Genomic DNA, 26,869 nt, shown 5'->3' with positions numbered 1-26,869 from the left:
TCCGGAGGACTTCCGGCCCCTCGCCCGAAGAAAGGTAGGACGCCCGATGGCAAGCTCGGTGACCGGCCTCGACGAGGTCGTTCTCGACCACGGAAGCGGAGCCAAGCTCAGCGGTGAGTTGATCTCCTTTGTCGTCGAGACACTCGGCGAGGCGTACATCGGCGAGATGGAGGACAGCGCGATGCTGTCCGTTCCCGCCGGGCGGATCGCGATGACCACGGACTCGTTCGTGGCGGATCCGCCGTTCTTCGGCAATGGGGACATCGGCAAGATCTCGGTCTGTGGCACGGTGAACGACCTCGCCGTCGTCGGTGCGCGGCCGCTCTACCTGACGCTCGGGATGATCCTGGAGACCGGGCTGCCGATGGCCCGCCTCCACCAGGTGTGCACCTCGATCCGCGAAACGGCCATCGAAGCGGGCGTCCAGATCGTCTGTGGTGACACCAAAGTGGTCCGGAAGGGTGAGGTCGACCAGATCTACCTCAACACCGCGGGCATCGGCGTCTTCGAGCGCGAACCGCTGCGGATGCGCGACGTGCGACCCGGTGACCGGGTGGTCCTCAGTGGACCGATCGGCAATCACACGGTGCACCTGCTCTCGATCCGCGAGGGTCTCGGCTTCGAGCAGCGCGTGCTCAGCGACTGCGCACCGCTCAACGGGCTCATGGACACCCTGCTGACGACTGTCGGCGAGGGCGCTGTGCACTCGGTCCGGGACGTCACCCGCGGCGGGCTGGCCGCTGTCCTGCACGAGTACGCGAGGGCGTCCGGGCACACCGTCAGGTTCGAGCAGCAGAGGCTGCCCATCCAGTTCGAGACCGTGATGGCCACCGACATGTTGGGGATCAACGCGATTCACGCCGCGAACGAGGGGTGTCTGTGCCTGTTCGTCGATCCGGCGGCGGAGCAGGACGTGCTGGCCGTGCTCCGCTCGCACAAGTACGGCGTCGAGGCGACGACGATCGGCGAGGTGACGGAGGATCCGGAGCCGCTCGTCCTGATGCGTGACGAGGGCGGGCGGGACTCCGTGGTCGAGGAACTCGAGGGCGCCGAACTGCCGCGTCTGTGCTGAGGGGGTGACGAGATGCCGAGTAGTGATTCGAGTGTCCGGCGAAGCATCCGTGTGGCCGGCGTGGTCCAGGGCGTGGGGTACCGGCCGTTCGTCTACAAGCTGGCGTTGAAATGCGACCTGACCGGCTGGGTGCTCAACGATCCCGAGGGAGTGCTGATCGAGGTCACCGGCCGCCCGGAGGAGGTGCGCCGCTTCACCGAAGGCCTCAGCACGGAGGCGCCGCCCCAGGCCCGGGTCACGGCGGTCGAGGTGGACGACCTGCCCGAGGTCGTGCCGAAGCCGGACGGGTTCACCATCCGGGAGAGCAGGCACAACGGCGTCCGGACCACGATCGTCCCCGCCGACTCCTACGTCTGCGCCGACTGCCGCGCCGAGTTGCGTGACCCGGCCGACCGCCGGTACCGCTACCCGTTCATCAACTGCACCAACTGCGGTCCACGGTACTCGATCATCCGTGAGCTGCCCTATGACCGGGCGGTGACCACGATGGCCGGCTTCACCATGTGCCGCCCGTGCGCCCTCGAATACGAGGATCCGCTGGACCGTCGTTATCACGCCCAGCCGAACGCATGCCCCGACTGCGGTCCGCGGCTGTTGCTGGCGGACTCCGGCGGCGAGACGGCGGCGGGGGAGGAAGCGCTCGCCGCCGCCACGGCCGCGCTCTCCTCGGGCGGGATCGTCGCGGTCAAGAGCGTCGGCGGGTTCCACCTCGCGGTCAACGCCCGCGACGGCGAGGCGGTCGCTCGGCTCCGGACCCGTAAACGGCGGGACTCCAAGCCGTTCGCGGTGATGGCGCGCGATCTGGACACGGTCGAAGGCTTCGCCCAGGTCCGTCCCGCCGAGGCTGATCTGCTGCTCTCGCCTGCCCGGCCGATCGTGTTGCTGCGCAAGCGATCCCTGGCGTTGCCCGAGCAGATCGCCCCACGCAATCCCAATCTCGGCATCATGCTCCCGTCCGCGCCGGTCCACCACCTTCTTGTCGACCACCCCGGCCTGGACACCCTGGTCATGACCAGCGGCAACATTTCCGGCTACCCGATCGTGTACCGCAACGAGGACGCGCTGGCACAGCTCTTCGGCGTCGCCGATCTGATCCTCTACAACGACCGCGACATCGAAGTCCGGGTCGACGACTCGATCGTCCGCTATTCCGAGCACCCGGACCTCGCCGAACCGCTGGTCGGCTTCATCCGCCGGTCCCGCGGTTATGCGCCGTATCCCGTGGAGGTCGGCACCGACCTGGCTCCGCTGGTGGCCTACGGCGCCGAACTCAAGACGACTGTCGCGTTGAGCAGCGGCTCACGGGTCTACGTCAGTCAGCACATCGGCGACATCAAGAACGATGAGACCTTCGGGGCGCATCGAGCCGCCGTCGGTCATCTCGCCGGCCTCCACGACCTTCAGCCGCGTCACGCCGCCGTGGACCTGCACCCTCAGTTCCGCGCGACCCGGTTCGCTTTCCAGGAACAGGGTGAAGCCTTCGACCAGGTCGTCCCGGTCCAGCATCACCACGCGCACATGGCCTCTTGTATGGTGGAGAACAGGCTTCGCGGCCAGGCCATCGGGGTCATCTTCGACGGCACCGGATACGGCGACGACGGCACCATTTGGGGTGGCGAGTTCCTTCTCGGCGACTATCGCGAAGCCCGCCGCGTCGCGCACCTGCGGACCGTACCGCTCCTGGGCGGCGACAAGGCGGTCACCGAACCGATCAGGACTGGTTTCGCGCTGGCGCTGGACGCGTTCGGCGAGACTTCCGCGGCGGTCGACGCCTTTCCAGTGCTTAAGATCCTCGACGAACAGCAGCGGCATGTCTTCGCCACCATGGCGCGACGCGGGATCAACGCACCGCCCGCCTCCAGCATGGGCCGGCTGTTCGACGGCGTCGCCGCTCTGCTCGCCATCACCACACGCGCCGAGTACGAAGCGCAGGGCCCGATCGAGCTGGAGGGGCTGCTCGAACGCGACTTCACCATGGCCGAGGCGGGAGAGCGGTACCGATTCGGGGGGAACGACCAGGAAATCGATCCTCGGCCGGTGATCCGGGCGCTCGCCGCGGACCACGCGGCGGGGCTGGACGCCGCCACGATGAGCCGTCGTTTCCATTCGGCCGTGGTTGACATGGTCGTCGGCCGATGTCACGGGCTCCACGAGTCCGGAACCCGTCAAGTGGTGCTCTCCGGTGGCGTGTTCCTGAACGAGTTCCTGCTGGTCAACTGCATGGTGGAGCTACACAAAGCGGGATTCGACCCGCACTGCCATCAGCAGGTGCCGACCAACGACGGCGGCATTTCGCTCGGCCAGATCGTGGTGGCCGACGCCAGGCTGGGAGACAACGCGCGATGAAGAAGTACCTGATCACCGGGGGACGAGGGTACATCGGCTCGGTGCTGACCCGGAGACTCCGTCAGTCCGGATCGGAAGTCGTGGTCCTCGACAACGGCCTGGTCGGCGGTCCGGAGCTCGCGCTGTCCGGGGTCACTTACATCGATGGCGACGTCCGTGAGGCCGGCTCTTGGGATAAGGCGCTCGACGGTGTGGACGCGGTCGTGCATCTGGCGGCGATCGTGGGCGATCCCGCCTGCGGTGTCGACCCGGACGTCGCGTGGGAGGTCAACTACCTCGGCACAATCCGCGTCGCCGAAGCCTGCCGCCGGGCCGGAGTGCGGTCGCTGGTCTTCGCGTCCACCTGCAGCAACTACGGCTTCACGGCGGACGCGGAGGTGGATGTCTGGTCGCCCATGGCACCCCAGTCCGTCTACGCGGAATCCAAGGTGCTGTCCGAGCACTATCTGCTTTCCCTGCCCGGCGACGAACTCCGTCCCCGGCTGCTGCGTTTCGCCACCATCCACGGACTGTCCCCGCGGATGAGGTTCGATCTCGCGGTCAACATCATGACGGCCAACGCCGTCGAGCACGGCAGCGTCACCGTGCACGGCGGGACCCAGTGGCGGCCTTTCCTGCACGTCGAGGACGCGGCCGCGGCGGTCCACCTGGTACTCCAGGACGGCAGGTATGCCGCCCCGAGTATCTACAACTGCGGGTTCGGCGAAGAGAACTACCGCATGGACGCCGTCGGCAAGCTGATCGCCGAGGAGATCGCCGGTGTCCGCATGGAGATCCTCGAAGAGCGCACGGACCCGCGGAACTATCGGGTGAATTTCGACCCCATCCGCCGGGATCTGGGCTTCACACCGAGCCGCCGGGTCATCGACACGGTGCGGGAGATCCGGGACGCCATGCGCGAAGGGAAGTACTCGGACTTCGCCACCTCTCGGTACAGCAACTACCTGACCGCGGTGGCCCAGCGTGTGGACCCGGTCTCGGCATAGGCACGCCTTCCGCGTTTCCGTCCTCCACCCTCAGGAGCCCGACCATGACCGACCTCAGCACCGACACCCGGTCCAGACGCTTCGCCGAGCTCGTCCCCATGGTCCGCCCGACCGTGGAAGCCGATGCCGAGATGGAGCTGGCCGTCAAGGAGATCCTCCGGTCGGGCATGCTCACGAACGGGCGGTACGTAAGGGAATTCGAGGAAGCCGCGGGCGCGTACCTGGGTGTCGATCACGCGGTCGCGGTCAGCAGCTGCACGACCGGGCTGATGCTCGTGTTCCGCTGCCTGGAGCTGAGCGGCGACATCGTCGTCCCGAGTTTCACCTTCATGGCTTCGGGACACGCCGTTCGCTGGTCGGGGAACCGGGTCCGGTTCGCCGACGCGGATCCCCGCACCTGGACTCTCGACCCGGCCGCGGTCGCGCCGCTCGTGGGGCAGGCGGCAGGCGTGTTGGCGGTGCACACTTTCGGCGTCCCCTGCGACACCGGGTCACTGCAAGAACTGTGTGACTCCCGGGGAATTCCGCTGATCATCGACGCCGCGCACGGCTTCGGCAGCCGATATCCCGACGGGACCATGGTCGGTGGCAAGGGTGTGGCCGAGGTGTTCAGCCTCAGCCCGACCAAAACCCTCAGCACCGGCGAGGGCGGGCTGATCACGACGAACGACACCGCGCTCGCCACCCGGCTGAGGATGGCGCGCGATTACGGCAATCCCGGTGACTACGACAGCCGGTTCGTCGGGCTCAACGGCCGGATGACGGAGGTCTCCGGTTTCATGGGTGTCCACGCGCTCAAACGGTTCTCCCGCTGGCTCGATATCAGGCGCTCCCTGGCGGGGGGTTATCGCTCCCGGTTGGAGGGACTGCCCGGCCTGGAGTTCCAGACGGTTCCGGAGGGCGCCGCGAGTTCGTACAAGGACCTGGGGATCCGCGTCGACGCCGCCCGTTTCGGGATGAACCGTGACGCGCTGGCCGAGCGGCTGGGACGGGAGAACGTCAGCACTCGCAAGTACTTCAGCCCGGCATTGCACCAGCAGACCGCCTACCGGAACGTGCCCGCCGTCGCTGATCTGTCCGTGACGGAGGAACTGGCTTCGAGCATGATCACGCTGCCGCTCTACTCTCACATGCCCGCGCGGATCGTCGACGAGATCTGCGAGCTCATTCGCGAAATACACGCGACAGCACAGAAAGCAGGCGGTAAAGCATCGTGAACGACTACGTGGCGGACCTGCGGAAACTGGTCGGAACCCGGCCGCTGATCCTTCCCGGAACCTCGGTCGTGGTCACCGATCCGGACGGCCGCGTCCTGCTCCTGGAGCGGGTCGACACCGGCGGCTGGGGGCTGCCCGGCGGTCTCATGGAGCCGGGGGAGTCGTTCGAAGAGACCGGGCGGCGGGAGGTCAGGGAGGAGATCGGGCTGGAGATCGGCGACCTGAACCTGCTGGGGCTCTTTTCCGGAGCCGAGTACTACTACCGCTATCCGAACGGTGACGAGATCTACAACATCACCGCCGCCTATGTGGCCCGGCTTCCGGAAGACGCCACCATCGTCCTGGACACCGCGGAGAACAGCACCTGGCGTTTCTTCGGGCTGGACGAGATCCCGGACACCGTGATCACCCCGGAGCAGCCCATCATCGCGGAGTACGCCAAGGTCGCGCCATGACCGCGCCGGATCCCGGCTTCGCGGAGTTCATCGAGACCTGTCTTCGCGAAGCGTCCAAAGTGGCCATCGGGATGAGGGGCGTCGGCGAGGCGACGGTCAAGCCGTCCGACGTGAACCAGATCGTGACGGAGACCGATCTGGCGATCGGAGCGATGCTGACCGGGCGGATCGGGGAAAGGTATCCGCGGCACGCGATCCTTGAGGAGGAAAGCGGCGGGACACCGGGCGACGGCGCGGTCACCTGGATCGTGGACCCGTTGGACGGCACGAGCAATTACGCCGCGGGCAGCCCGCTCTACGGCGTGATGATGGCGGCGGTCGGCGCCGAGGGTGTCCTCGCGGGCGGCCTCGCGTTGCCGGCGTTCGACACCGTGTACGTCGCCGAGTCCGGCCGGGGAGCCACCCGGAACGGACATCCGCTCGGACCGCTTCCGGACACCGGCCCCGACAGGTCGTTGGTGGCGTTCGGAATGGACAAGGGGCCGCCCGGCCTGATGGCCGTCGAAGGCAGGATCGCCGCGGCGCTCGGGACGGCCTGCCTCGGCGTCCGCATGAGCAACAGTGTCTTCGACCTCTGCATGGTGGCGGACGGCGCCTACGGGGCGTTCGTGCATCGCGGCTGCCGGATCTGGGATGTCGCGGCCGCGCTGTGCGTACTGGGGGAGTGCGGCGCCGTCTGCACCGATCTCGACGGCAAGCCGTTGGATCTCTCCGTCCCTCTCGCGAAGGCGGATCAGGTCTTCGAAGTCTGCCTGGCTTCGGCCAGTGTGCATCCCGCCGTGATGACCGCGCTGAGAACGGTGATTCCCGGGTGACGGGCGGTTCGCCGTCACCCGGAGCCGTCCGGCACGGGCAGGACACCAAGGTGAGCCTCTTCGCCCTGATCCTGGGCCTGACCTGCGGATACGACGCGACCGCGATGGCGGGTGCGCTGCTGCTGGTCACCGACCACTTCGAACTCACGACGACACAGCAGGGTTCGCTGTATGCCGCCACGGCGGCGGGCTGGATCGTCGGCGCCCTCCTGGGCAGCAGGCTCGTCAACACCCTCGGCCGCCGCCGGACCCTGCTCGGCTTGACACTCCTGTACCTGGTGGCGACCGGCCTGGCCGCCACCGCGGGGAACCCGCTGTGGCTGGGCGCGGGTCGGTTCGGGCAGGGCACCGCGATCGGCATCGCGATCGTGACCACTCCGATCTTCATCGCCGAATCGGCCACGACGCGCGCTCGCGGGCGCATCGCGGTCCTCTATCAGGTGGCGACCTCCGTCGGGATAGCGATGGGTTACTTCGGCGGCTACTTCCTCACGGACAGCGGCCAGTGGCGGCTGATGCTCGCCATTCCCGGCGTTCTCGCCCTCGCCGCCGCGCTGTGGCTGCTGGGGCTCCCCGAAACCAACCGATGGCGACAGCTCCGGCAGGAGCGTGAGGCAGGTTCGGCGGTCTCACGCCCGGCGGGTGCCGTACGCGGCATAGTCGGTCCGCGCTATCGGAAACTCACGTTCTTCGTCGTCACGCTGGGCTTCTTCGTTCAGGCGACGGGTATCAACGCGATGGTCTTCTTCAGCCCGCGGATCTTTCAGCACATCGGCTACACCGACGACTTCGGACTGCTCGTCCTGCCCGGTTTCGTCCAGCTGGCCGGTGCCGCCGCGGCGCTCGTCTGCGCACTGACGATCGACCGGTTCGGACGGCGGCCGGTGCTGCTCACCGGCACCGCCTTGATGGGGCTGGGGCACGCGCTGCTGGTGATCGGGTTCGTCGCCCATTCTCCTGGTGTGGTCGGTTTTCTCGGTCTCATCGCCTTCATCGTCGGCTTCAACTCAGGCTTCGGATCGCTGGTGTGGATCTTCGCGGCCGAAGGGTTCCCGGATCACCTCCGAGGCGCCGGAGCGTCGGTGATGCTCCTGACGAACCTCACGACGAACCTGTTCGTGGCCCAGTTCTTCCTCGATGTACTCAACGCCATCGGTGGCCTGCTCACCTTCCTCGTCCTCTTGGCCATCACCGCGCTGGCCTGGATCTTCGTGTTCTTCGTCGCGCCGGAAACGAAGGGCCGCTCGCTCGACGAGGTCCAGTCCTATTGGGAAGCGGGCAGGCGCTGGCCCGCCACCGACGACACCCATGCCGCGGCGTCCTGAGCCACGGTCGGTGCTGGTGATCGGTTCCGGTCCGATCCTGCTCGGCCACGCCGCCCCGGCGTGCCGGGCGCTCAAGGCGGAGGGCCTGCGGCTCACGGTGGTCGACGGCAATTCGTCGACGGCGACGACCGACCCGACGTTCGCTGATTCCACCTACCTGGAGCCGGTCGATCCCGGCACGATCGAGAACGTCATCGCCAGGGAACGGCCGGACGCCCTGTTGCCCACCCTCGGCGGGAAGGCCGCGCTCGACACCGCTGTCGCCCTGTACGAGTCCGGTGTGCTGGCCCGGTATGGCGTCGAACTCCTCGGCACCGGCATGGACGCGATCCTTCTCGGCGAGAACCGTGTGGAGCTCGCCCGCATCGTCAGGCGCGCAGGTGCCGAGGTGACACGGACGGCGGCCGTACCCGGCTGGAAGAAGTACGAGCTCGAAGTCGTGCGGGACCGCGATGACAAGGTGGCGGTCGTTTCGGCCGTGACGCCGAATCGGCGGATGCGTGACGTGGCCGTCGAGGTGGCCCGGGCGGTCGGTACCGGCCCCGGCGGCTGCACCGTCGGATTCGCGGTCGACCCGTGCGGCGGCCGGATGGTCGTGACCGGATTCGACCCTCGGGTGGTCAGGTCCAGCACGCTCGCCGCGAAGGTGGCCATCGGCCGCACACTGGACGAACTCGGTTCCGAGCTGAGCCTTGACCACGCCGCCGAATTGCTCCCGCCGGATCCAGCAGGCCGATTCCCGGGCGACGCGATCGAGGTCGACGCTCTTTACGACGGCTACGAATTGTACCTGGGCGGAGTGATGGAGTGGTTCGAGGCGGCGTGCGCGCTACCGCCGATCACTCTCGGCCGCGCCGACCTCACCCGGATCCGCGAGTCCACCCGCGTCCTGGCCGAGAGCATCGGGCTGCGCGGACCGTTGAACGTCCGGTACGCGCTCGCGTCGGGTGTCCTTTGTGTACTGGACGCGAATCCGCAGGTCGGCCGCACCGTCCCCTTCGTGTCGAAGGCCACCGGTGTGCCGCTGACCCAGGCCGCCGCACGGGTGACGCTCGGGGCCCGCATCGCCGATCTGCGCGCCGAGGGCCTCCTGCCTGCCGTCGGTGACGGCGGCGTCTTCCCTCCGGGCGCCGCTGTCGCGGTGAAGCAGGGCGAGGTGATGGGCATCGACTCGACTTTCGGCATCGCTTACGCCAAGTCGTGGGCCGCCGCGTCCGGGCCGTTGCCCACCAAAGGCCGAGCGTTCGTCTCGTTCGCCGGTCGCGACAACCGGGCGATGATCTTCCCGGTGAAGGCGCTGGCGGACAGCGGTTTCGAAATCCTTGTCACCGAAGGAAACGGGAAGGTCCTTCGCTACTTCGGCGTGCCTGTCACGATCGTCAGCGAACCCTCCATTGTGGATATCGTGATGACCGGTGAGATCGTGCTGGTCGTCGACACCTTGGCCGTCGAGCAGGGCATCCGTGCCGCTGCGGCGGCGTGCGGGATCCCCTGGTTCGGCACGGTCCGGGGTTTCGCCGCCGCGGTGCAGGGGATCGAAGCCGTCGACCGTGGCGAGGCGAGTGTCGTCTCGCTGCAGGAGCACATCGCAGAGCTGTGGTCGTGAGTGGTAAGTGTCGTTCTAACGCGACTTACCACTCACGAGACTCTCCCCACGACGTTCCGGCACTCCGGTCGCCTGGAGGTCCGTGAAGGCCTCCTTCCCTACCTTCAGCGTAGGCAAGGAGGCCTTCACGGACCGGGCCTGGCCATCCCGCGCCACAGCAGGTCGAGGAGGCTCGCCACGTCGCGCCGCCACTCGCCGTTCGGGTCGAGGTACAGCAGGCCGCCCAGACCGCGCAGGACGGTCTCGGGTTTCAGGTCCGAACGGACAGTTCCGGCATCGACGTTGGCCTTCAACAGCGTGTAGACCGCGCCGACCATCGCCTCGTAGGCTCCGGCGGGCAGCTCTCCACGGGAGCTCGTCGCGACGCGCAGAGCGTCGGCCAGGCCGCGTTTGGTCATCATGTAGTGCGCCAGATGATCGGTGGTCCACACTCGGAAGGCCTGCTCCGGCGGGTACTTTTCGAGCAGGGCGGGCACGATGTCGACGAGCTGGCGCACCTCGCGCTGGTAGACCGCCAGGATGAGGGCCTCCGGGGTCGGGAAGTGCCGGTACACCGTGCCGACGCCGACTTCGGCTTGTTTCGCGATGGCGTTGAAGGAGACCTCGCCCGACCCGGCCAAGGACTTGGCCGCCGTGGCGAGGATGCGCTCGTGGTTGCGCCGGGTGTCCGCACGCCGGGGATTCACCGATCCCGTCGTCATCGCCTCTCCTGTCCGCCGATCCCGTTCTCCGGTGAATGTAGCCGACGAACCCAGGGACCTGGAGCGACTCCAGCAGCGAGCACCGACATTGCGGAGCGGATTGCGTTCCGCTAACTTGAAAATCGTAGCGGATGAATATCCGGTTCAAACTCGAACAGACTCCCCACCACCTCAACCTACGCCGTCGGGCCCTCGGCCCACGCGATCGGCGGAAAGAGATCCAGTGGACATCTCACTCGAAGTCAATGGCAGGACGGAACACCTGAGTGTCGATCCCGGGGTGACGCTGCTGGACACGCTGCGGGAGCGGCTCGCCGTGACAGGCCCGAAGAAAGGTTGCGACCGGGGGCAGTGCGGCGCCTGCACGGTGCACGTCGGCGGACGGCCCGTGCTCTCCTGTCTCACCCTGGCCGCCACCGTGAAGCAGCCGGTGACCACGGTCGAAGCCCTGTCCACGGCGGACGGGCTGCATCCGGTCCAGCAGGCGTTCGTCGACCAGGACGCCCTCCAGTGCGGTTTCTGCACGTCCGGGCAGATCATGTCGGCGGTCGCCGCCGTCGAACAAGATGTCCAGGACGTCCGCGAGTTCATGTCCGGCAACCTGTGCCGATGCGCGGCGTACCCGAACATCATCGCGGCGGTCGAGCAGGCGAGGCGGGCCGATGCGTCCCTTTGAGCTGCTCGCACCCGAGACCGTCGAAGCCGCTGTCTCCTCGCCAGGCACGTTCTTGGCGGGAGGGACCACGCTCGTCGACCTGATGAAACTCAATGTCCTGACACCGCAGCAGGTCTTGGACATCAACGCGGTGCCGTTGCGTGGCATCGACACCGCCGACGGGCTGCGGCTCGGCGCGCTGGAGCGGATGGGCGACATCGCCGGCCATCCGGGCGTGTACCCGGCGATCTCCCGGGCGTTGCTGCTCAGCGCGTCCCAGCAGATCCGGAACATGGCGAGTATCGGCGGGAACCTGATGCAGCGCACGCGCTGCTCGTACTTCCGGGACGTCTCCATGCCGTGCAACCGGCGGGTGCCGGGCAGCGGCTGCCCGGCGATCTCGGGCGCCAACCGGATGCACGCCGTGCTGGGCACCAGCGATTCGTGCGTCGCGACGCACGCCAGTGACGTGGCCGTCGCCCTGGTCGCTCTCGACGCGCGGCTCCGGCTGGTCAGCGAGACCGGAACCCGGACCGTCGAACTGGGCGATTTCTATCGTCAGCCCGGCGACACCCCCGAGGTGGAGAACGACCTGCGCCCCGGTGAACTGATCGCCGAGGTCGTGGTCCCACGGCTGGATTGGGCGTCGAACTCCACCTACGTCAAGGTGCGGGACAGGCAGTCCTACGAGTTCGCGCTGTGTTCGGCCGCGGTCGCGCTGCACGTCGAGGACTCACGCATCGTCGACGCCAGGGTCGCGGCGGGTGGCGTGGCGACCGTGCCGTGGCGGCTGCCCGAGGTCGAGGCGGCCTTGCGTGGCGCGCCCGCGACCGTCGCCGCTTTCGAAAGCGCCGCGGCACTGGCCACCGAGGGCGCGCGCCCCTTGTCCGGGAACGGATTCAAACCGTCTTTGCTGCGCCGGACCATCGTCCGCGCACTGCTCGAACTGACCGAGGGGAGCCGCTCATGACCAGCCGGGTGGACGGGCCGCTGAAGGTCACCGGCCAGGCCGAATACGGGGCGGACCACACCTTCCCCGGACTGGTTCACGGCTATGTCGTGCTCAGTACGATCGCCCACGGCGAGATCGAGGCGATGGACGTCACGGCGGCGAAGGGCGCTCCGGGCGTGATCGGCGTGTACTCGCCTTTCGACCCGCTGGAGCTGCGCACACCGTCCACGGCGTTCATGGGTGAGACCTGGGTTCCTTTGCAGGACAAGGAAGTCGCCTACTACGGCCAGCCGATCGGCTTCGTGGTGGCCGAGACCTACGAACAGGCCCGTGACGCGGCGATGCTGGTCGAGGTCTCCTATCGGTCCCGGCCCGCGCTGACCTCGTTGCAGGACGGCCTCGCTTCGGCCGAAGACGCACCCGCCGCGAGGGACGGTTCGCCGTCGACCCTCGCCGTCCTCGCTCCCGACGTCGAGTCCATTGAGGACGCTTTGGCGGCGAGTTCGGTGGTCGTCGAGGCCACGTACACCACCGCGACCCAGAATCACGCCGCGATGGAACCGCATTCCGCGGTCGCGGTGTGGGGTCCGGACGGCCTGACGATCCACAGCGGAAACCAGGCATCCGACCTCCAGGCGGCGGAGCTGGCGGACGCGCTGGGCACGAAACCGTCCGAAGTGCACGCGGTGAATCCCTTCGTGGGCGGGGCTTTCGGCGGCAAGGGCCGCACGTCCACGCCGGCGTTCCTGGCGGCCGCGGCGGCCAGGGTCCTGGACAGGCCGGTGAAAGCCGCGCTCAGCCGGGAACAGGTCTTCACCGCGACCGCGGGCCGTGCCGCGACCGTGCAGAAGGTCGCCCTCGGCGCGGACCACGACGGCACGCTCAACGCCCTGCGTCACGACTCCTGGTGCAGCACAGCGGCCGACCGGTCGTTCGTCGAGCCGACGTCACACGGCACCTCGCGTGAGTGGTACGCCACCCGGAACCTGGGCATCAGCCAGAAGATCGTGCCGCTGAACATCCCGCCGACGACGTTCATGCGGGCACCGGGCGAGGCACCCGGGTCGTTCGCGCTGGAGAGTGCCATCGACGAGCTCGCGGTCGCGCTGGGCATGGACCCGATCGAGTTGCGCCAGCGGAACAACTCGAACGCGCCGCCCGGCAAGGATCTGCAGTGGTCGAGCAAACACCTCGACGAATGCTTCCGCGTCGGCGCGGCCCGCTTCGGCTGGTCGGACCGCTTGCCCCAGGGCCGGACCGACGGTGACTGGCTCGTGGGCATCGGCACAGCCACCGCGATGTTCCCCGCGCTGCGGTTCCCGGCCACGGTCGAGATCACGCTGCTTCCCGACGACACGGCCATCGTCGCGACCAGCGGAGCGGATCCGGGAACCGGCCTGCTGACCGTGCTTTCCCTGGTCGGCGGGGAATCGCTGGACATCTCGCCGGATCGGGTGGTGCCGCGGCTCGGCGATTCGACACTGCCGCCCGGCGGTATGTCCGGCGGCTCGACAGCCACCGCGAGCGCCGGCACGGCCATCATGGTCGCCGCCGCCAAGGCGATCGACGACCTGCTGAAACTGGCGTCCTCCCCGGGCGCGCCGTTCGAAGGGATGGACGTCTCCTACGCGGACGGCCAGGTGCTGGCCGAAGGCCGGACGATGAGCTTTGGTGAGCTGCTCCGGACGCTGAACCGTCCGTCGATCTCCGTGACCGGTTCGTCGGCTCCCGGCGAGGAGCTGACGAAGCATTCCTTCAGCTCCTTCGGTGCCCAGTTCTGCGAAGTCCGCGTGCACAAGTGGACGCGCGAGATCCGGGTGTCCCGCATGCTCGGCGTGTTCGACGCGGGCCGGATCATCAACCCGACGGCCGCTCGCAGCCAGATCGTCGGGGGCATGATCTGGGGTGTGTCGGCGGCTCTGCACGAGGGGCTCGAGATCGAGGCCAACGGCCGATTCGCCAACGGTGACTTCGCGAGCTACCTGATCCCGGTGAACGCGGACATCCCCGAGGTCGACGTCCATTTCGTCGAGTACCCGGACACGCTGCACAATTCTGTCGGCGCGAAGGGACTGGGCGAGATCGGCACCGTCGGGATGGCGGCGGCCATCGCGAACGCAGTCCACAACGCGACCGGCATCCGGGTGCGGCACATCCCCATCCAGATCGAGGACCTACTCGAGGAGTCGTAGCGCTTACCGGTCCGTGATGGCCTCCTTCCCGAGTACGGTGAAGGAGGCCATCACTGTCTACAGGGGACACTTCGAGGCGATTGACCGCCCGCCTGATGCCGGAGGTTGGGGCCTCGGGCCGCCCTCGGCGCGGTGCTGTGGATCCGGGCGGACGAGCGCACGGCCCCGCTCGACGAGATGTTGACGAGATCGAGTGTGCCGCTGTGCCTGACCGGCTTGAACCCGTCGCGTCCGCACGGTCTGCTGACCGCTCGCACGTACGCGGAGCTGACCATCCCCAGCCCGGGATCCCCGGAACGCCGAGAGATGTGGTCCTCGGCGTTCCCGTTGCTGCCCTCGGAGGCACTGGAGGACCTGGCGGCCCGCTACCGCATGAGCGGCGGTGATCTCCGCGCGGTGGCGGCCGTCGCCGACGCGGACGCGCGGTTGTCCGGCAACGGCCATCCCGTCACCGAGCACGTGGAGCCCGCGATAGCGATCGTGACCCGCGGCCGCACGAGCGGTGCGGTGCGGTCGATCCTCCCGCGCCGCACGACGGACGATCTGGTGCTGCCGGACGCGCAGATGAGCCAGCTCACGGAAATCGCGTCGGCGTTCCGCGCGTGGCCCCGAGTGGCGGAGTCCTGGGCCTTCGCCCGCAAGATGACGGCGGGTGGGGTGAAGGCGTTGTTCACCGGCGATCCGGGAACGGGCAAGACGATGTCGGCGGAGGTCGTCACCGTGATCCTGGGCCTGGAGCTGCTCAAGGTCGACCACTTTCTCCATCACCCGGCTGGTGCGCTTGACCCGTTTGGCCGCGGACAGTGCCGCGGACAGCCCTTTTCGCAGGCGCTTTTGCTGCCCCTCGGGACTGTCGTCGACCGACTGGGTCAGTTCGTCGAACTTGTCGGCGAACCCGGCGGCCGCCTGCTTGCCCAGCGCCTGAAGGTCTTTCGGTGGTTTCTTGACCTCGGCCTGGAGTTCGTCGCGGCCCTTGGCGATGCGTTGCTTCGCCCTCGTCAGCTCACGGCCGATCGTGTCCGCGACGGCCGAGATGACCTTCCGCATCTGCTTGACGTAGTTGTCGCGGGCTTCGACGAAGATCTGATTCGCCTCGTCGGGCAGACCGAACAGCTGTCTTGGCCCCATTTGACCAGTCCCCAGGCGGCCGGTGCTCGGCGGTGAACGCGTCACGGGCCTTCTCTCCCTTGGTGAACTGTTCGTCGACGAGTTTGTCGAGGCCCGGTGAGGATGCCCTCCACGTCGGTCTTCATGGTGTCGAAGACCTTTGCAGGGTGGCCGTCACCAGGGCGCGTTTTTCCTCGTCGGTGTGCTCTGCCGAGTCCGCCTTCCCCTCGCCGACCTTGCCTGCCACCTCGGCCTTGACCTCGGCCGGTTTCCCCGATTCGGCGAACTCGTCAGCCTGTTCCAGGTTCTTCGGCGCCTTTTCGGCGATGGCCTTTTCGACGGCCTTGACGAACGCTTCCTTGTCGAAGTCCTTGGGCTTCGCGTCGTTCATCTTCTCGGCGTTGGCCGTCTTGCCTTGCGCCACCTCGTCGTCCTTGGGCGGCACGGACGCGTTCTGCGCCGAGGTCGCTACCTTGCCCGCCGGAGGGTGGGAGCGGGCGACCGTGTGCTTCTTGTGCGCGATGTCCTTCTTCAGCACGGCGAACTTCGGATCCGTGCCCGGACCTCTGACCAGGCCCGCCGCCACCGCACCGTTGCCGATCTTGTCCTGCGAGTCTCTCCGGGACGGGTCCACCGGCGGTTTCTTGTCGCCCGCCCGCAAGGCAGCCAGCGCCGCGGCGTTCGACGGCGGCAGTCGCGACGGCTTCCGCGGCGGCGGTGGCATGGGACGGCTCTCCTCCCGCTGCGGGAACCCTCGGACAGCGTCGCAGCCGGCCGACACCAAGGCGTCGCGAGAGCGTTCTCATCGGCAAGCAACGGTCCGGATCCTGATCAAAGACCATCGTGGCCGGGATTTTGACAATCCCCAGGCCGCCGAACGGAGGTTGCGCCCTCCTGGAGGGTGGCCAGACTGGAGATCGGCGAGAACGAACGGATCGATTCGTGCTCGCGGGAAAACCGGGAATCGGGGCACTGTCGCTGCCGTGCCCATGCCGGCAGACCGTTGTTCGGTACGTGGATGTCACTCGTTGTGTCACGAATCTTCCGTCCGGCCTCTTGGAGGCGTGCGGAGGTGAAGGAGGACGGATGAGACTCGACCGAAAGGTGGCCGCCGCGGTGGCGGCCGTCGTTGTCCTGCTGACGCCTATGGCCGGTTCGGCGTCCATGGCCAGTGATCTGGTCAGAGGGGGACCACCGGCACCTGCCTGCTCGCCGAACACCAAGGTGGTGACCGACGACGGGCCGGTGTGCGGTGTCGCCGGCGCCGATGTCAAGTCGTGGCAAGGGATCCGTTATGCCGCACCACCGACCGGGGCGCTGCGCTGGAAACCGCCGCGCAGGCCGGCTCCGTGGACCGAGACCTTCGCCGCGACCAAGGAAGGCACCCAGTGCGCGCAACCTGCCGGCGCGGGTCCGGGCTCGGATGACGAGGACTGCCTCAACCTGACCGTCCGCGTGCCCGCCAAGGCGGGGCCGGGGCCGTTCGCGGTGATGGTGCAGATCCATGGGGGCGGGTTCCTGCTGTGGAAACCGCAGGACGCGAGCCGTCTGGTGACGGCGGGCCAGGTCATCAGTGTGGAGGTCAACTACCGGCTCGGGATCTTCGGTTTCCTGGCTCACGAGGCGTTCGGTGAGCACGCCGGCAACTACGGGCTGCAGGACCAGCAAGCCGCGTTGCGCTGGGTGCAGCGCAACATCTCGCGGTTCGGCGGCGACCCGCACAACGTCACGATCTACGGCGCCTCCGCGGGCGGTTCGAGCGTCTGCGCCCACACCGTCTCGCCGACCTCGGCGGGGTTGTTCCAGCGCGGGATCAGCCAAAGCGGCGAGTACAACTCACTGCTCGGCGTGGACACCGTGTGGCAGCCGCAGGACTGCAAGGCGAAGCTGCCCACCGAGGAACAGGCGCAGCGCACCGGGGCGCGGTTCGCCGCCGCCGTCGGTTGCGGCACCGCGGCCGAAGCCGCCGCCTGCCTGCGCAGCACGTCGGCGGCGACCCTGCTCAAACAGGCGGACCACGGGAGGGGGCCCGACAACGGCACCATAGCGCCGATCGTGAACGGAACGACGCTGCCGATGTCCCCAGGAGAGGCCTTCGCCACCGGGCACGTCAACGACGTGTCCCTGATGCACGGCGTGGACCGGGACGAAACCCAGCTGCCGTCCGCCTCGACTCCGGCGGACTACGAGACGCTGGTACGCCAGCAGTACGGCAAGCACGCGCCCGCTGTCCGCAAGACGTATCCGCTGAAGCGATTCCCCGCGCCCGCCCCGTTCCTCGCCTTCCGGACCATCGTGGCCGACTCCAACTCCGTCTGCCCCTCCGTGCTCAACAACGAACGACTGGCGCGGCACATCCCGGTCTACGCCTACCAGATGGACGACACGGACGTCCCGCCACAGTTCTTCCTCGACCCGACCAAACCGAACGGCGCCTACCACATCGCTGAATGGCTCCTGCTGCTGCCGGAGGGCGTGAAACTCAATCCCAATCAGCAGGTGCTGTCCGAGCAGCTGGTGTCGCAGTGGACAGGGTTCGCCCGAACCGGCGATCCCACTGTGGACGGCACACCCCTTTGGGAGCCCTACACCGAGGACAATCCCGTCATCATGTCGCTCCAAGCCGCAGGTGACAGTCAGCTCACCACGGAAATCCCTCGACAGCACCACTGCGACGAATTCTGGGAACAGCTCAGTGCCGGCACCCCGTGAAAGCGTCGTGAGTGGTAAGGACGGTTTTGGGTCTAAGGCAAATGTGGCATGTCTCCTGCCAGGACAACTTTGCCTTTCGGCCTAATAGAACCAAAGATGTCTTAGATACCTACTGGATTCCGCCATGGCTGATCCCAGGCCGCGCGTGAAGGACCCCTTCCCTCGGCTCAGCCGAGGAAACTCGACCTTCACGCCTTCCCCAAGTACGTGAAGGAGTCCTTCACGTACCTCAAGCGGGCAAGGGACCCGGAACCGAGCAGGTCCAGGCCTCGTGAGTGGTACGGACGGTTAGAACCGTCCGTACCACTCACGAGAGTTCGGGAAGCCGTTCCCCGTAACGGGTGGCCTGCTCGAACATGTGGGCCGCCCGCAGCAGGTTCAGCTCGCCGCGGTGCGGGCCGACGAGTTGAAGGCCCACCGGACTGCCGTCGGGAGTGAAGCCCGCGGGTACGGAGATCGCCGGGCACCGGGTCACCGAAATGCACGAGGACGACCGCATCCAGTCGATGTAGTCGCGCATCTCGTGGCCGGCGACGTACTGCGGGTACTCCCACTCGACCGGGAACGGCGGGAGCTGGCTGACCGGGGCCAGCAGGAGGTCGTACCGTGAGAAGAACTCCCTCGTCGAGGCCACGAGCCGGGACTGCCGGACGTTGGCCTCCGCCACCCGTGCGCCGGTCAGCGTGCCGCCGAACGCGATCTCGTCGGCGAGGGTCTTCTTGATCCGCCCTGGATGGGATTCGGCCAGGGCGCCGAGGTTCAGGTGGAAGATCCGGGCGCGCAGGGTCCGGAAGACCTCGTCGGCGCCCGAGAGGTCCGGAGTGGCTTCCTCGACGTCACAGCCGAGGTCGAGGAACACCTTCACCGCCGGTTCGAGCACCCGGCTGACCGCGGGATCGACCGGGAGGCCGCCGAGATCGGGCGACCACGCCACCCGCAGCCCGGTGAGGTCGGTGTCCAACCGTCCGGCGAACGGGGCGGACGGCTCCCGGAGGCTGAACGGGCTGCCGGGGTCGTAACCGGCGATCACCGACAGCAGGAGCGCGACATCGCCGACGGTGCGGGCCATCGGTCCGTGCACGGCGAGCCAGGACGCGGGGAGTCCGCCGGGCCCGTCGGGGACTCGGCCGGGGGAGGGGCGCAGCCCCACCACGTTGCAGAACGATGCGGGATTGCGCAGCGAGCCGCCCATGTGGTTGCCGTCGGCGAGCGGATGCAGCCTCGCGGCGAGTGCCGCGGCCGCACCGCCGCTGCTGCCGCCCGCGGACAGCGTGGGCCGGTACGGATTCCGGGTCGCGCCGAAGACGGGGTTCATCGTGTGCGAGCCCGCGCCGAATTCGGGGATGTTCGTCTTGCCGAGGGTGATCGCGCCCGCGGCGCGCATCCGTTCGACGATGGGCGAATGGTGGACCGGTACGTTGTCCGCGAGCAGCGGCGAACCGTAGGTGGTGCGCACGCCCGCAACGTCGTGGTTGTCCTTGTGCGCCACCGGGATCCCGTGCAGGGCACCGACTTCTTCGCCACGGGCCAGTCGCTCGTCGGCCGTCGCCGCGTCGGCGAGGGCCTGGTCGGCGGTCAGCGTGACGATCGCGTTGATAGCCCGATTGACCCGTTCGACGCGCTCGAGATGGGCTGTCACCACCTCCCTCGCGCTGACCTCGCGGGTGCGCAGCAGCTTCGCCAGTTCCCGTGCGGGAAGACGGCAGAGTTCGCCTTCGATCACGTCCTCCAATATCTCGTGAGAATGGCCGAATCCTCACCCCTGATGACCGTGGTCGACAAGATTTGCTCGACATCTGACGGAATGCCACATTATTGGCGGATGGATCCACTCGACACCGTGATGGCGGTGACACCGTACGGCGTGCCGAGGCTGGTGCGCGCCAGGTGCCGACCCGGGCTCGCCAGGACGGCCGGTACCGCTTTGGCACGCCGTCCGGAGACCAGCTTCTGCTACCTGCTGACCGGACAGGCCGAGCTGGCCGAACTTCCCCAGCTGACGCCACAGTCTCGGCAGCCGGACGGCGACGAGCTCACCCCGGACGAGCTCACCCCGGACGAGCGAGCACTGGTGCGGGCGCTGCGCGAGGACGGCAGGCGGACCCACGAGGAACTCGCCAGGCTGGCCGGGGTTTCGGAGTCGACAGCGCGGCGCCGGGTGGAGTCGCTGCGCCGAAGCGGGGCGATGTACATCCGTGCGGTGGTCGAACCGGCGTCGCTCGCGGCCTGCCGATCGAGGCGCTGCACCGGTTCGTCGTCGATTCGCCGTGGTCACGGCTCGCGGTTTCGGTGCACACCGGGTTGGTGACGAAGGGCTTGAAACGTAGCAGCGTGCTGACCTCCGAACTGCGGGACCGAGCCCTACGCGTCGAGCGTGACATCGGAGGTCGGGACCGCCTGGCAGGTGAGGCATTGATCGTCGGGCAGGCCGTCCGGCGGCGTGACGAGATGGGCGGTAGTGCCTTCGAGAACGGAAACCGCGCAGCTTTCGCACTGGCCGAGTCGGCAGCCGCTGGGGAGGGACAGCCCGATCTTCTCCGCGAACTGGAGAAGGGTTCCGTCGGCCTTGCGCCAAGTCTCCTCGCGGCCGGATCGGGCGAACCGCACGGTCGCCGTCGCGTCGTCGGCGATGGTGACCGGCGCCGCCGCGGCGTGGAACTTCTCGGTGAAGATGTCCGCGCGAGGCACGCGGCGGGCCAGCAGACCGGAGGTCAGCTCGTCGAGCATGGCTTCGGGACCACAGAGGTAGAACCGCGCTCGTCGACGGATGAGTGACGCATCGACGCTGTCGGACGACACCCGCCCCCGGACGTCGTAGGTGTCGCCTTCGGCCGGTCGGCTGTAGTGGTTGACGACCTGCACCGTGCGAAGGCGCTTCGCCAGGTTGGCGATCCGTTCACGGAAGGCGTGGCTCCCGGCGTTCCGGTTCCCGTAGTGGAGGACGATCTCCGGGGCCGGATCAGGGCCGTTCGCGAGTGTCTCCAGGAGGCCGAGGAACGGCGTGATCCCGATGCCGGCGGCGATCAGCACCAGCGGCTGCCGGTGGTCCGACGGTACGGCAAACGAACCGGACGGCGGCGTCACCAGCACCCGGGTCCCCGCCCGGAAGCCTTCGTGGACGGTCGAGGAGAACCGACCGCCTGACAGCCGCCGGATGGCGACGCTGTAGGCGGCGCGACCGGTGTCGCGGGCGGCGGTCGTCAGAGAGTAGCTTCGCGTCACTTGCGGTTCGTCCGCCGAGGCCAGCGTGATGTGCTGACCGGGACGGAAGTCCGGCAGTTCGCCGTCGTCGGCAGGGCGCAGACGCAGCGTGAGGATCTCGTCCGTTTCGAGAGCCGCACTGTCCACAAGGAACTCACGCGCGGTGTTCCACGGCGGCGGCCCGACCGGCCGGACGTCGCAGGCTGTGGAGCGGAGCGCGATCGAGCCGCTGATCGGGTCCCGGATGTCGTCGCCGATCAGCAGGTTGTAGTTCGCCCCGCCGTCGTCGAGCGGGTTCGAACCCGGCAGCGCGAGGTCGGGTGCCGGTTGCCACCAGCCGTATTCGGCCACGACGACCTCGGGATGCAGCGCGGGGTCGATGCGTGCGCGCATCGTGACTTTCGCCGCCTGCGTCACGATCTCGACCTCTTGGCCGGTGACGATGCCGCGCTCGTCCGCGAGTTCGGCGCTGACGTCGACGGTCGGCTCAGGAGACCGACGCCGCAGTGACGAGATCCCGTGGTGCTGGCTGTGACAGAAGTAGCCGTTCTTCGCGCAGGTCAGCACCAGGGGGTATCGCGTGTCCACCTCCGGTGTGCGGGCGACCGGGACCGGCGACTGCCCGTGCTCGGCGAGACGTTCGGAGTACAGCTCGACGAGACCTGTCGGGGTGGCGAAACCGGTGACGCCACTGTCGAGTTCTTCGGCGTACTTCCGATATCCGGAAGGCAGGGGGACATCGATCCCGCCCGCCTCGTCGCGCAGCCGCCCCGCGGTGAGCCCCAGCGGTGCGAGCTGGTGGTTCCAGGCGTCCTCGATCCGCCCGCCGAAGAACTCTTCGGCCATACCGAGGCGCGCCGCGAGGTCGAAGACGAACTCGGTGTCCGAACGGGACTCGCCCACCGGCTCGATCATGCGCGGCCGAAGCTGGACCCGTTCCTGCGCCGACGGCGTGATCTCGAAGCCCGCCCTGATGGCTTCGTGCTCCCACGGGGTGTTGACGGGCAGCAGGAGGTCGGCGAATCGGGAGGTCGGGTTCTCGAAGAGGTCGAGGTGAACGGAGAAGTCGAGTTCGCGCAACGCCGCCGCGGTCCGCTTGGGATCGGGCTGGGACAGAAGAAGGTTGCCGCCGAAGGAGACCAGAGCCCGGACGCGGTACGGATCACCGCTGATCGCGGCCTGGCAGAAGTCGCGTGCGTTGATCCAGCCCTGCGACGGCGGACCGATCGGGAAGTTGTCCAGACCCAGCGCTTTGGCTCGTTGGCGTGGATCGAGCCGGTCCGGTGACGAGACCGGGTTCGTCGGCTGCTTGGGGATCACGACGTTGCCACCAGGAGCGTCGAAGCTGCCGGTGAGGGCGTACAGCGTGGCGATCGCCCGCTCGGTCTGCGTGGCGTTCGCGTGCTGCCCGATGCCGGTCCACGCGGCGTAGGAAACGCTCTCCGCCTTGACGAGTTCTTCGACGAACGCGGAAAGGGAGCCAGGATCGATCGTCGTGACGGAGGCCGTGCGGTCGAGCGGCCAGTCGGCGCACGCTTTTGCGTACAGCGCGAAGGCCGGGACGCACTCGACGATGCCATCGCTCGTCGGTATCCGCCTGGTCCCGTGCAGGGCGAACTGGCCGGCCCGCGAGGTCAGGGCGGTCGTGTCGACGGGTTCGGCCGCGCCCGTCGCCTCGTTCCACGCCACGAAACCCGCGAGATCCGGTTCGAGGTCAGCGGCCCGCAGGAACCGGCCGGTGTCTTGGCGGACCAGGAGCGGGCCGTTGGTCCACCGCCGGACGAACCGCTCGTCGTGGCCTCGCCGGGTCAACAGCTGATGAGCGATACCGAGGGCGAGGGCGTCGTCCGTGCCTGGCCGGACCCGCAGCCAGACGTCCGCCTGCAGTGCGCCGGTGGACCGGCGTGGATCGATGACGACGAGCCGTGCGCCGCGCGCTTTGGCCTCGGCCAGCGCGGCGGACTGCGCGAGCCATGACTTCGCCGGATTGTGTCCCCACAGGATCGCCAGGTCGGTCCTGGCGTAGTCGGGCCCCGGAAGGCTGCTGCCGAAGGTGAAGGCGTGGGCGAAATCCTTGTGCCAGTTGCAGATCTCGGTGCTGTACAGCGTGTTCGGACTGCCGAACAGCCGGATGAACCGCTCCACCCAGTCGATCGAGTCGGACATCGGCGTCGCGCTCGGTGAGGTCACGGAGAACGCGACGGACTCGGCGCCGCTTTCGGCCCGGATGGTGCCCAGCCTGTCGGCGATCTCCGCGAGCGCCTCTTCCCAGCTGATCTCCTTCCATTGTGGATCGGAGGCCGACTTCGGGGTTGTCCGCCGCAGTGGCCGCGTCAACCGCTCGGGGGAGTGGACCAGCTCGGGAGCGGCGCGTCCCTTGGGGCACATCGCGGCGCCTGTCGGATGGGCGGGATCCGGGCGAACGCCCGTCATCATCCCGTTCTCGACGGTGTAGATCGCGCCGCATCGTGAGCGGCACAAGGTGCAATAGCCTCGAACGTCCGCCATGGCTACCCCTCACTTCGCCTGGTCGAGACAGCTTTGAGCGAGCAGGCTGGCGATGGCCCAGTCCTGCATGGCCACCCCGACGCTCTTGAAGACTGTCCGCCCGGCTCGTTCTCCCGTTCCCTCTGCCAGCGCCGCACCGAGTTCGATGAGGTCGTCCTCGGTGATTGCTCCCGCCTCGATGGCGTGGATGATTTCTCCGGACTCTTCGAGGACAGCTTCTCGTTCGTCGATCACGACGGTCGCCTCGGCGAGCAGTTCGTCGGGGAGCTCCCGCATGGTCGGGCGGAAGGCGCCGATGGCGTTGACGTGGGCGTGTTCGGTCAGCGACGCGGGGGAGAACAACGGCGTGGTGGACGTGGTCGCGCAGCAGACGATGTCCACCCCACGGACCGCCTCGTCCGCGTCCGCGACGGCGACGACGGTGTCGATACCCAGCTCCGCGCCCAGGGACTTCGCGAGCGCGTCCGCGCGCCCGAGGCTGTGGTCGACGACCCTGAGCTCGGTCAGCGGCCGCACGGAATGCACGGCGCGGACCTGATCGGGCGCCTGCCCGCCGGCGCCGATGAGGGTGCAGGTCTTCGCCTCGGCCGGAGCGAGCAGGCCGGTCGCGACGCCGACGATCGCGCCGGTCCGGATGCGGGTCACCTCGGCGGCGTCGGCGACGAGATGACGTCCGTGACCGAGTTCGCTCCAGACGACGGTCCCGACGATGGCCGGTACGCGGTCGGTGAAGTTGAGGCTCAAGGTCTTGATCATCGCCGACGCGGTCGGGCGGTGGTGCGTCGACATCACGAGGAACGCGCCATCGCGCAACACGGTTCGCGTCGGCATTTCGAACTCGCCGCGCCGGAGTGCGAGGAACCCGTTTCGCACCGCGTCGATCGCGTCGGCCATGGGCACGGCGGCACGGATCTCCTCCGGGCCGACGGTGACGACCTCCATGAGTACCTCCTGTTTTCTCGTCAGCGCAGTACGAAGCCCGGCACCAGGTCGTCGTCGGGGTCGACCACGAACCGGTGATAGCCGGTGCGGAACGCCCGTCCCGTCACGACGGGGTGGACCGCGTCCCGTCCGGAGACCTCGGCCGTGCTCGCAATCCGGGCGTGCCAGGTCGAACCGACGATCGACGAATGGACGAGCGTGCTGTGCGTCGCCAGCCGTCCGGACGCGTGCAGCGCCGCGACACGGGAAGCGGTCCCCGAACCGCAGGGTGAGCGGTCCACCTGCCCATCGGCGAAAACGGTCACGTTGCGCTGGTGGACGTTCCCGTCTTCCTCGTCGCCGAGTTCGTCGAAGAAGATCACGCCGTAGATTCCGCTGAGTCTCGCGTCGAGCGGGTGCTCGGCGTACGAGCCGGCGTTGAGCTGCTTCTTGATCTCCCGCCCCAGCCCGATCAGTTCGGGCAGTGAGGCCTTGTCCACGGCGAGACCGAAGGCCGCCGCGGGCACCTGGGCGTACATCGCCCCGCCGAACGCGATCACACAAGGGGCGTCGCCGCGCGACGTCTTCACGACGACCTCGTCGTGAAGGAGATAGCTGGCGACGCTGAGGAAGTCCGCCGAGGTGACCTTGGATCCGACGGTGGTGACCCGTGCGGTCACCCGCCCGGACGGCACGTCGATCACCACGTCGGTGACGCCGCTGGGGTCGGCGGGCACCAGGCCGGTCTGCACCGCCCAGGTACCGAGGCACATCGTGCCGTGGCCGCACGCGGTGGAGAAGCCGTCCTTGTGCCAGAAGAGAACGCCGAAGTGGGCGCCTGGATCGTCGGGCGCCACGATGAAACCGCCGTACATGTCCGCGTGCCCGCGTGGCTCGGAACAGAGCAGCTGACGCAGTCCGTCGACCTCGGGGTCGGTCGCTGCCGCGATCCGCTTTTCCGCGACCGACGGCGCGGCCGGTTCCGGTATCCGGGTGACGATCCTGAACGGTTCGCCACCGCAGTGGTAGTCCACCGCGAAGTGCCCAGCGCTCGTCATACCGACCTCCGCTCAAGTAACATGTGACATTGTACAGTCGCGACGGAGGGATTTCGATGACCGAGGACTCGCTCAAGGGACTTCCCCCGGTCGGTGGCCGTCGCAACTTGCGCGACGAGGTCATCGAAACCCTCCGTGGCGCCGTGATCTCGGGCGAGATGCGTCCGGGCGTCGTGTACTCCGCGCCCACCTTGGCCGGGCAGTTCGGCGTCTCCGCGACACCGGTGCGGGAGGCGATGCTCGATCTGGTCAAGGAAGGGCTCATGGAGACCGTGCGCAACAAAGGTTTCCGAGTGACCGAGCCCACCGACCAAGAACTCGACAACTTCACCGAGCTGCGCGCCCTGATCGAGGTACCCACCGTGCGCCGCATCGCCGAGGCGGGCGTCGGCGCGAACACCGTGAAACGGCTCCGCGAGCTCGCGGCCGGGATAGAGCGGGCTGCTGCCGAACATGACCTCATCGGCCACGTCACCGTGGACATGGAATTCCATCTCACGCTGCTCGACCTGTCCGGTAACGCGCACCTCGTCGAAGCCGTGCGGACGCTGCGCGCCCGATCACGGATCTACGGCCTCAAGGACTTGGCCGAACGCGGGCAACTGATCCCCTCGGCGCGCGAGCACTCGGAACTCGTCGACTTGATCGAAGCCCAGGACGCCGATGGCGCCGAAGACTTGATGCGCCATCATATCGGACACGTCCGGGGAATCTGGGCCGCCGAGTGACGATCCTGCCTGCTCGACCATGCCCCCTTGGCCGGAGAGGCAGGTGCTGATTCGGGGGTTTTCGACGCGGGTAGTGATCTTGTGTGGACGGACCGGAAGCGTCGCCGTCCCCCTTGTCACCAGCGTGATTCGAAAAGGAGAGCACTCATGAAGATGCGGAAACTCGCGGCCGCGGCGGCTGTCGGCGTCACCACCGTCGGCGCTTCCCTTGGGGGGCCCAGTGTTTTCCGGACAGCTGCTTAGTTGCTAATTTTACGCTGCGAGCTGTCGGTTCAGATACTCGGCGTGGACCTCGTGTGGGGTCTTGTAACC

At 68.0% G+C, this 26,869-nt stretch carries 21 protein-coding genes; 15 read left to right on the top strand and 6 right to left on the bottom strand.

Annotated features, from left to right (window positions below):
• The first annotated feature begins 46 nt into the window (after positions 1-46).
• From hypE to ACFOSH_RS36220, 8 genes are read left to right on the top strand one after another with little or no spacing between them, the layout of a single operon-like run.
• On the top strand, positions 47-1,072 hold the full coding sequence (hypE, locus tag ACFOSH_RS36255) for a hydrogenase expression/formation protein HypE (RefSeq protein WP_378244870.1): 1,026 nt from the start codon (positions 47-49) through the stop codon (positions 1,070-1,072).
• A 12-nt stretch (positions 1,073-1,084) separates the two neighbouring features.
• Positions 1,085-3,418 (top strand): carbamoyltransferase HypF, encoded by a 2,334-nt coding sequence (hypF, locus tag ACFOSH_RS36250; RefSeq protein WP_378244868.1) that lies wholly within the window; start codon positions 1,085-1,087, stop codon positions 3,416-3,418.
• Positions 3,415-4,404, top strand: a complete 990-nt coding sequence (locus ACFOSH_RS36245) for an NAD-dependent epimerase/dehydratase family protein (protein ID WP_378244866.1) — start codon at positions 3,415-3,417, stop codon at positions 4,402-4,404. The genes hypF and ACFOSH_RS36245 overlap by 4 nt, the downstream gene beginning before the upstream one ends.
• 44 nt (positions 4,405-4,448) lie before the next feature.
• A complete protein-coding gene (locus ACFOSH_RS36240; protein ID WP_378244864.1) occupies positions 4,449-5,621 on the top strand; it encodes a DegT/DnrJ/EryC1/StrS family aminotransferase in 1,173 nt (390 codons plus the stop codon).
• Positions 5,618-6,076, top strand: a complete 459-nt coding sequence (locus tag ACFOSH_RS36235) for an NUDIX hydrolase (protein ID WP_378244862.1) — start codon at positions 5,618-5,620, stop codon at positions 6,074-6,076. Before ACFOSH_RS36240 ends, ACFOSH_RS36235 begins: the two co-directional genes overlap by 4 nt.
• Positions 6,073-6,891, top strand: coding sequence for an inositol monophosphatase family protein (locus tag ACFOSH_RS36230; RefSeq protein WP_378244860.1), 819 nt, complete (start codon positions 6,073-6,075; stop codon positions 6,889-6,891). Before ACFOSH_RS36235 ends, ACFOSH_RS36230 begins: the two co-directional genes overlap by 4 nt.
• Positions 6,888-8,216: an MFS transporter gene (locus ACFOSH_RS36225; RefSeq protein ID WP_378244858.1), complete on the top strand. Its 1,329-nt coding sequence runs from the start codon at positions 6,888-6,890 to the stop codon at positions 8,214-8,216. The genes ACFOSH_RS36230 and ACFOSH_RS36225 overlap by 4 nt, the downstream gene beginning before the upstream one ends.
• 16 nt (positions 8,217-8,232) lie before the next feature.
• Complete coding sequence (locus ACFOSH_RS36220; protein WP_378244856.1) at positions 8,233-9,822, top strand: carbamoyl phosphate synthase preATP-grasp domain-containing protein; 1,590 nt, start codon at positions 8,233-8,235, stop codon at positions 9,820-9,822.
• 125 nt (positions 9,823-9,947) lie between these two features.
• Here ACFOSH_RS36220 and ACFOSH_RS36215 read toward each other — a convergent pair whose 3' ends face one another.
• The gene (locus tag ACFOSH_RS36215) at positions 9,948-10,523 is read right to left on the bottom strand and encodes a TetR/AcrR family transcriptional regulator (RefSeq protein ID WP_378244854.1); all 576 of its coding nucleotides are present in this window, start codon (positions 10,521-10,523) and stop codon (positions 9,948-9,950) included.
• Positions 10,524-10,746: 223 nt separating this feature from the next.
• On the opposite strand from ACFOSH_RS36215, the gene ACFOSH_RS36210 reads away from it, so the two are divergent.
• From ACFOSH_RS36210 to ACFOSH_RS36195, 4 genes are all read left to right on the top strand, one after another.
• A complete protein-coding gene (locus ACFOSH_RS36210; protein WP_378244852.1) occupies positions 10,747-11,199 on the top strand; it encodes a (2Fe-2S)-binding protein in 453 nt (150 codons plus the stop codon).
• Positions 11,186-12,148 (top strand): FAD binding domain-containing protein, encoded by a 963-nt coding sequence (locus tag ACFOSH_RS36205; RefSeq protein ID WP_378244850.1) that lies wholly within the window; start codon positions 11,186-11,188, stop codon positions 12,146-12,148. Before ACFOSH_RS36210 ends, ACFOSH_RS36205 begins: the two co-directional genes overlap by 14 nt.
• Positions 12,145-14,322, top strand: coding sequence for a xanthine dehydrogenase family protein molybdopterin-binding subunit (locus ACFOSH_RS36200; protein ID WP_378244848.1), 2,178 nt, complete (start codon positions 12,145-12,147; stop codon positions 14,320-14,322). Before ACFOSH_RS36205 ends, ACFOSH_RS36200 begins: the two co-directional genes overlap by 4 nt.
• 306 nt (positions 14,323-14,628) lie before the next feature.
• Positions 14,629-15,486, top strand: coding sequence for a hypothetical protein (locus ACFOSH_RS36195; protein WP_378244846.1), 858 nt, complete (start codon positions 14,629-14,631; stop codon positions 15,484-15,486).
• Between the two features lie 85 nt (positions 15,487-15,571).
• On the opposite strand, the gene ACFOSH_RS36190 is transcribed toward ACFOSH_RS36195, so the two are convergent.
• Positions 15,572-16,153: a hypothetical protein gene (locus ACFOSH_RS36190; protein WP_378244844.1), complete on the bottom strand. Its 582-nt coding sequence runs from the start codon at positions 16,151-16,153 to the stop codon at positions 15,572-15,574.
• Positions 16,154-16,515: 362 nt separating this feature from the next.
• On the opposite strand from ACFOSH_RS36190, the gene ACFOSH_RS36185 reads away from it, so the two are divergent.
• Positions 16,516-18,141: a carboxylesterase/lipase family protein gene (locus ACFOSH_RS36185; protein WP_378244842.1), complete on the top strand. Its 1,626-nt coding sequence runs from the start codon at positions 16,516-16,518 to the stop codon at positions 18,139-18,141.
• Positions 18,142-18,448: 307 nt separating this feature from the next.
• Here ACFOSH_RS36185 and ACFOSH_RS36180 read toward each other — a convergent pair whose 3' ends face one another.
• Positions 18,449-19,873: an amidase gene (locus ACFOSH_RS36180; RefSeq protein ID WP_378244840.1), complete on the bottom strand. Its 1,425-nt coding sequence runs from the start codon at positions 19,871-19,873 to the stop codon at positions 18,449-18,451.
• A gap of 90 nt (positions 19,874-19,963) precedes the next feature.
• Between ACFOSH_RS36180 and ACFOSH_RS36175 the strand changes: the two genes are divergently transcribed.
• Complete coding sequence (locus tag ACFOSH_RS36175) at positions 19,964-20,449, top strand: Lrp/AsnC family transcriptional regulator (protein WP_378244838.1); 486 nt, start codon at positions 19,964-19,966, stop codon at positions 20,447-20,449.
• Positions 20,450-20,502: 53 nt separating this feature from the next.
• On the opposite strand, the gene ACFOSH_RS36170 is transcribed toward ACFOSH_RS36175, so the two are convergent.
• From ACFOSH_RS36170 to ACFOSH_RS36160, 3 genes are read right to left on the bottom strand one after another with little or no spacing between them, the layout of a single operon-like run.
• Positions 20,503-23,850: a molybdopterin-dependent oxidoreductase gene (locus ACFOSH_RS36170; protein ID WP_378244836.1), complete on the bottom strand. Its 3,348-nt coding sequence runs from the start codon at positions 23,848-23,850 to the stop codon at positions 20,503-20,505.
• A 9-nt stretch (positions 23,851-23,859) separates the two neighbouring features.
• Complete coding sequence (locus tag ACFOSH_RS36165) at positions 23,860-24,792, bottom strand: ornithine cyclodeaminase family protein (protein ID WP_378244834.1); 933 nt, start codon at positions 24,790-24,792, stop codon at positions 23,860-23,862.
• Between the two features lie 20 nt (positions 24,793-24,812).
• Complete coding sequence (locus tag ACFOSH_RS36160; RefSeq protein WP_378244832.1) at positions 24,813-25,829, bottom strand: proline racemase family protein; 1,017 nt, start codon at positions 25,827-25,829, stop codon at positions 24,813-24,815.
• A gap of 56 nt (positions 25,830-25,885) precedes the next feature.
• On the opposite strand from ACFOSH_RS36160, the gene ACFOSH_RS36155 reads away from it, so the two are divergent.
• Entirely contained in the window at positions 25,886-26,557 is a 672-nt protein-coding gene (locus ACFOSH_RS36155; protein WP_378244830.1) for a GntR family transcriptional regulator, read from the top strand.
• The last annotated feature ends 312 nt before the right edge of the window (positions 26,558-26,869 follow it).

This window comes from Amycolatopsis speibonae, assembly GCF_042647925.1.
GTDB classification, from domain to species: domain Bacteria; phylum Actinomycetota; class Actinomycetes; order Mycobacteriales; family Pseudonocardiaceae; genus Amycolatopsis; species Amycolatopsis speibonae.
The sequence above is the reverse complement of the archived record's forward strand: the minus strand, read 5'-3'. Positions and strand labels throughout refer to the sequence as shown.

What these genes read in the sequence shown, in the direction of transcription:
- ACFOSH_RS36245 (WP_378244866.1), top strand. Translation starts at nt 3,415, where the DNA reads ATGAAGAAGTACCTGATCACCGGGGGACGAGGGTACATCGGCTCGGTG.
- ACFOSH_RS36190 (WP_378244844.1), bottom strand. Translation starts at nt 16,153, where the DNA reads ATGCCACCGCCGCCGCGGAAGCCGTCGCGACTGCCGCCGTCGAACGCC.
- ACFOSH_RS36165 (WP_378244834.1), bottom strand. Translation starts at nt 24,792, where the DNA reads ATGGAGGTCGTCACCGTCGGCCCGGAGGAGATCCGTGCCGCCGTGCCC.
- ACFOSH_RS36175 (WP_378244838.1), top strand. Translation starts at nt 19,964, where the DNA reads ATGGATCCACTCGACACCGTGATGGCGGTGACACCGTACGGCGTGCCG.
- ACFOSH_RS36155 (WP_378244830.1), top strand. Translation starts at nt 25,886, where the DNA reads ATGACCGAGGACTCGCTCAAGGGACTTCCCCCGGTCGGTGGCCGTCGC.
- ACFOSH_RS36170 (WP_378244836.1), bottom strand. Translation starts at nt 23,850, where the DNA reads ATGGCGGACGTTCGAGGCTATTGCACCTTGTGCCGCTCACGATGCGGC.
- ACFOSH_RS36195 (WP_378244846.1), top strand. Translation starts at nt 14,629, where the DNA reads ATGTGGTCCTCGGCGTTCCCGTTGCTGCCCTCGGAGGCACTGGAGGAC.
- ACFOSH_RS36240 (WP_378244864.1), top strand. Translation starts at nt 4,449, where the DNA reads ATGACCGACCTCAGCACCGACACCCGGTCCAGACGCTTCGCCGAGCTC.
- ACFOSH_RS36200 (WP_378244848.1), top strand. Translation starts at nt 12,145, where the DNA reads ATGACCAGCCGGGTGGACGGGCCGCTGAAGGTCACCGGCCAGGCCGAA.
- ACFOSH_RS36205 (WP_378244850.1), top strand. Translation starts at nt 11,186, where the DNA reads ATGCGTCCCTTTGAGCTGCTCGCACCCGAGACCGTCGAAGCCGCTGTC.
- ACFOSH_RS36230 (WP_378244860.1), top strand. Translation starts at nt 6,073, where the DNA reads ATGACCGCGCCGGATCCCGGCTTCGCGGAGTTCATCGAGACCTGTCTT.
- ACFOSH_RS36160 (WP_378244832.1), bottom strand. Translation starts at nt 25,829, where the DNA reads ATGACGAGCGCTGGGCACTTCGCGGTGGACTACCACTGCGGTGGCGAA.
- hypE (WP_378244870.1), top strand. Translation starts at nt 47, where the DNA reads ATGGCAAGCTCGGTGACCGGCCTCGACGAGGTCGTTCTCGACCACGGA.
- ACFOSH_RS36185 (WP_378244842.1), top strand. Translation starts at nt 16,516, where the DNA reads ATGAGACTCGACCGAAAGGTGGCCGCCGCGGTGGCGGCCGTCGTTGTC.
- ACFOSH_RS36215 (WP_378244854.1), bottom strand. Translation starts at nt 10,523, where the DNA reads ATGACGACGGGATCGGTGAATCCCCGGCGTGCGGACACCCGGCGCAAC.
- hypF (WP_378244868.1), top strand. Translation starts at nt 1,085, where the DNA reads ATGCCGAGTAGTGATTCGAGTGTCCGGCGAAGCATCCGTGTGGCCGGC.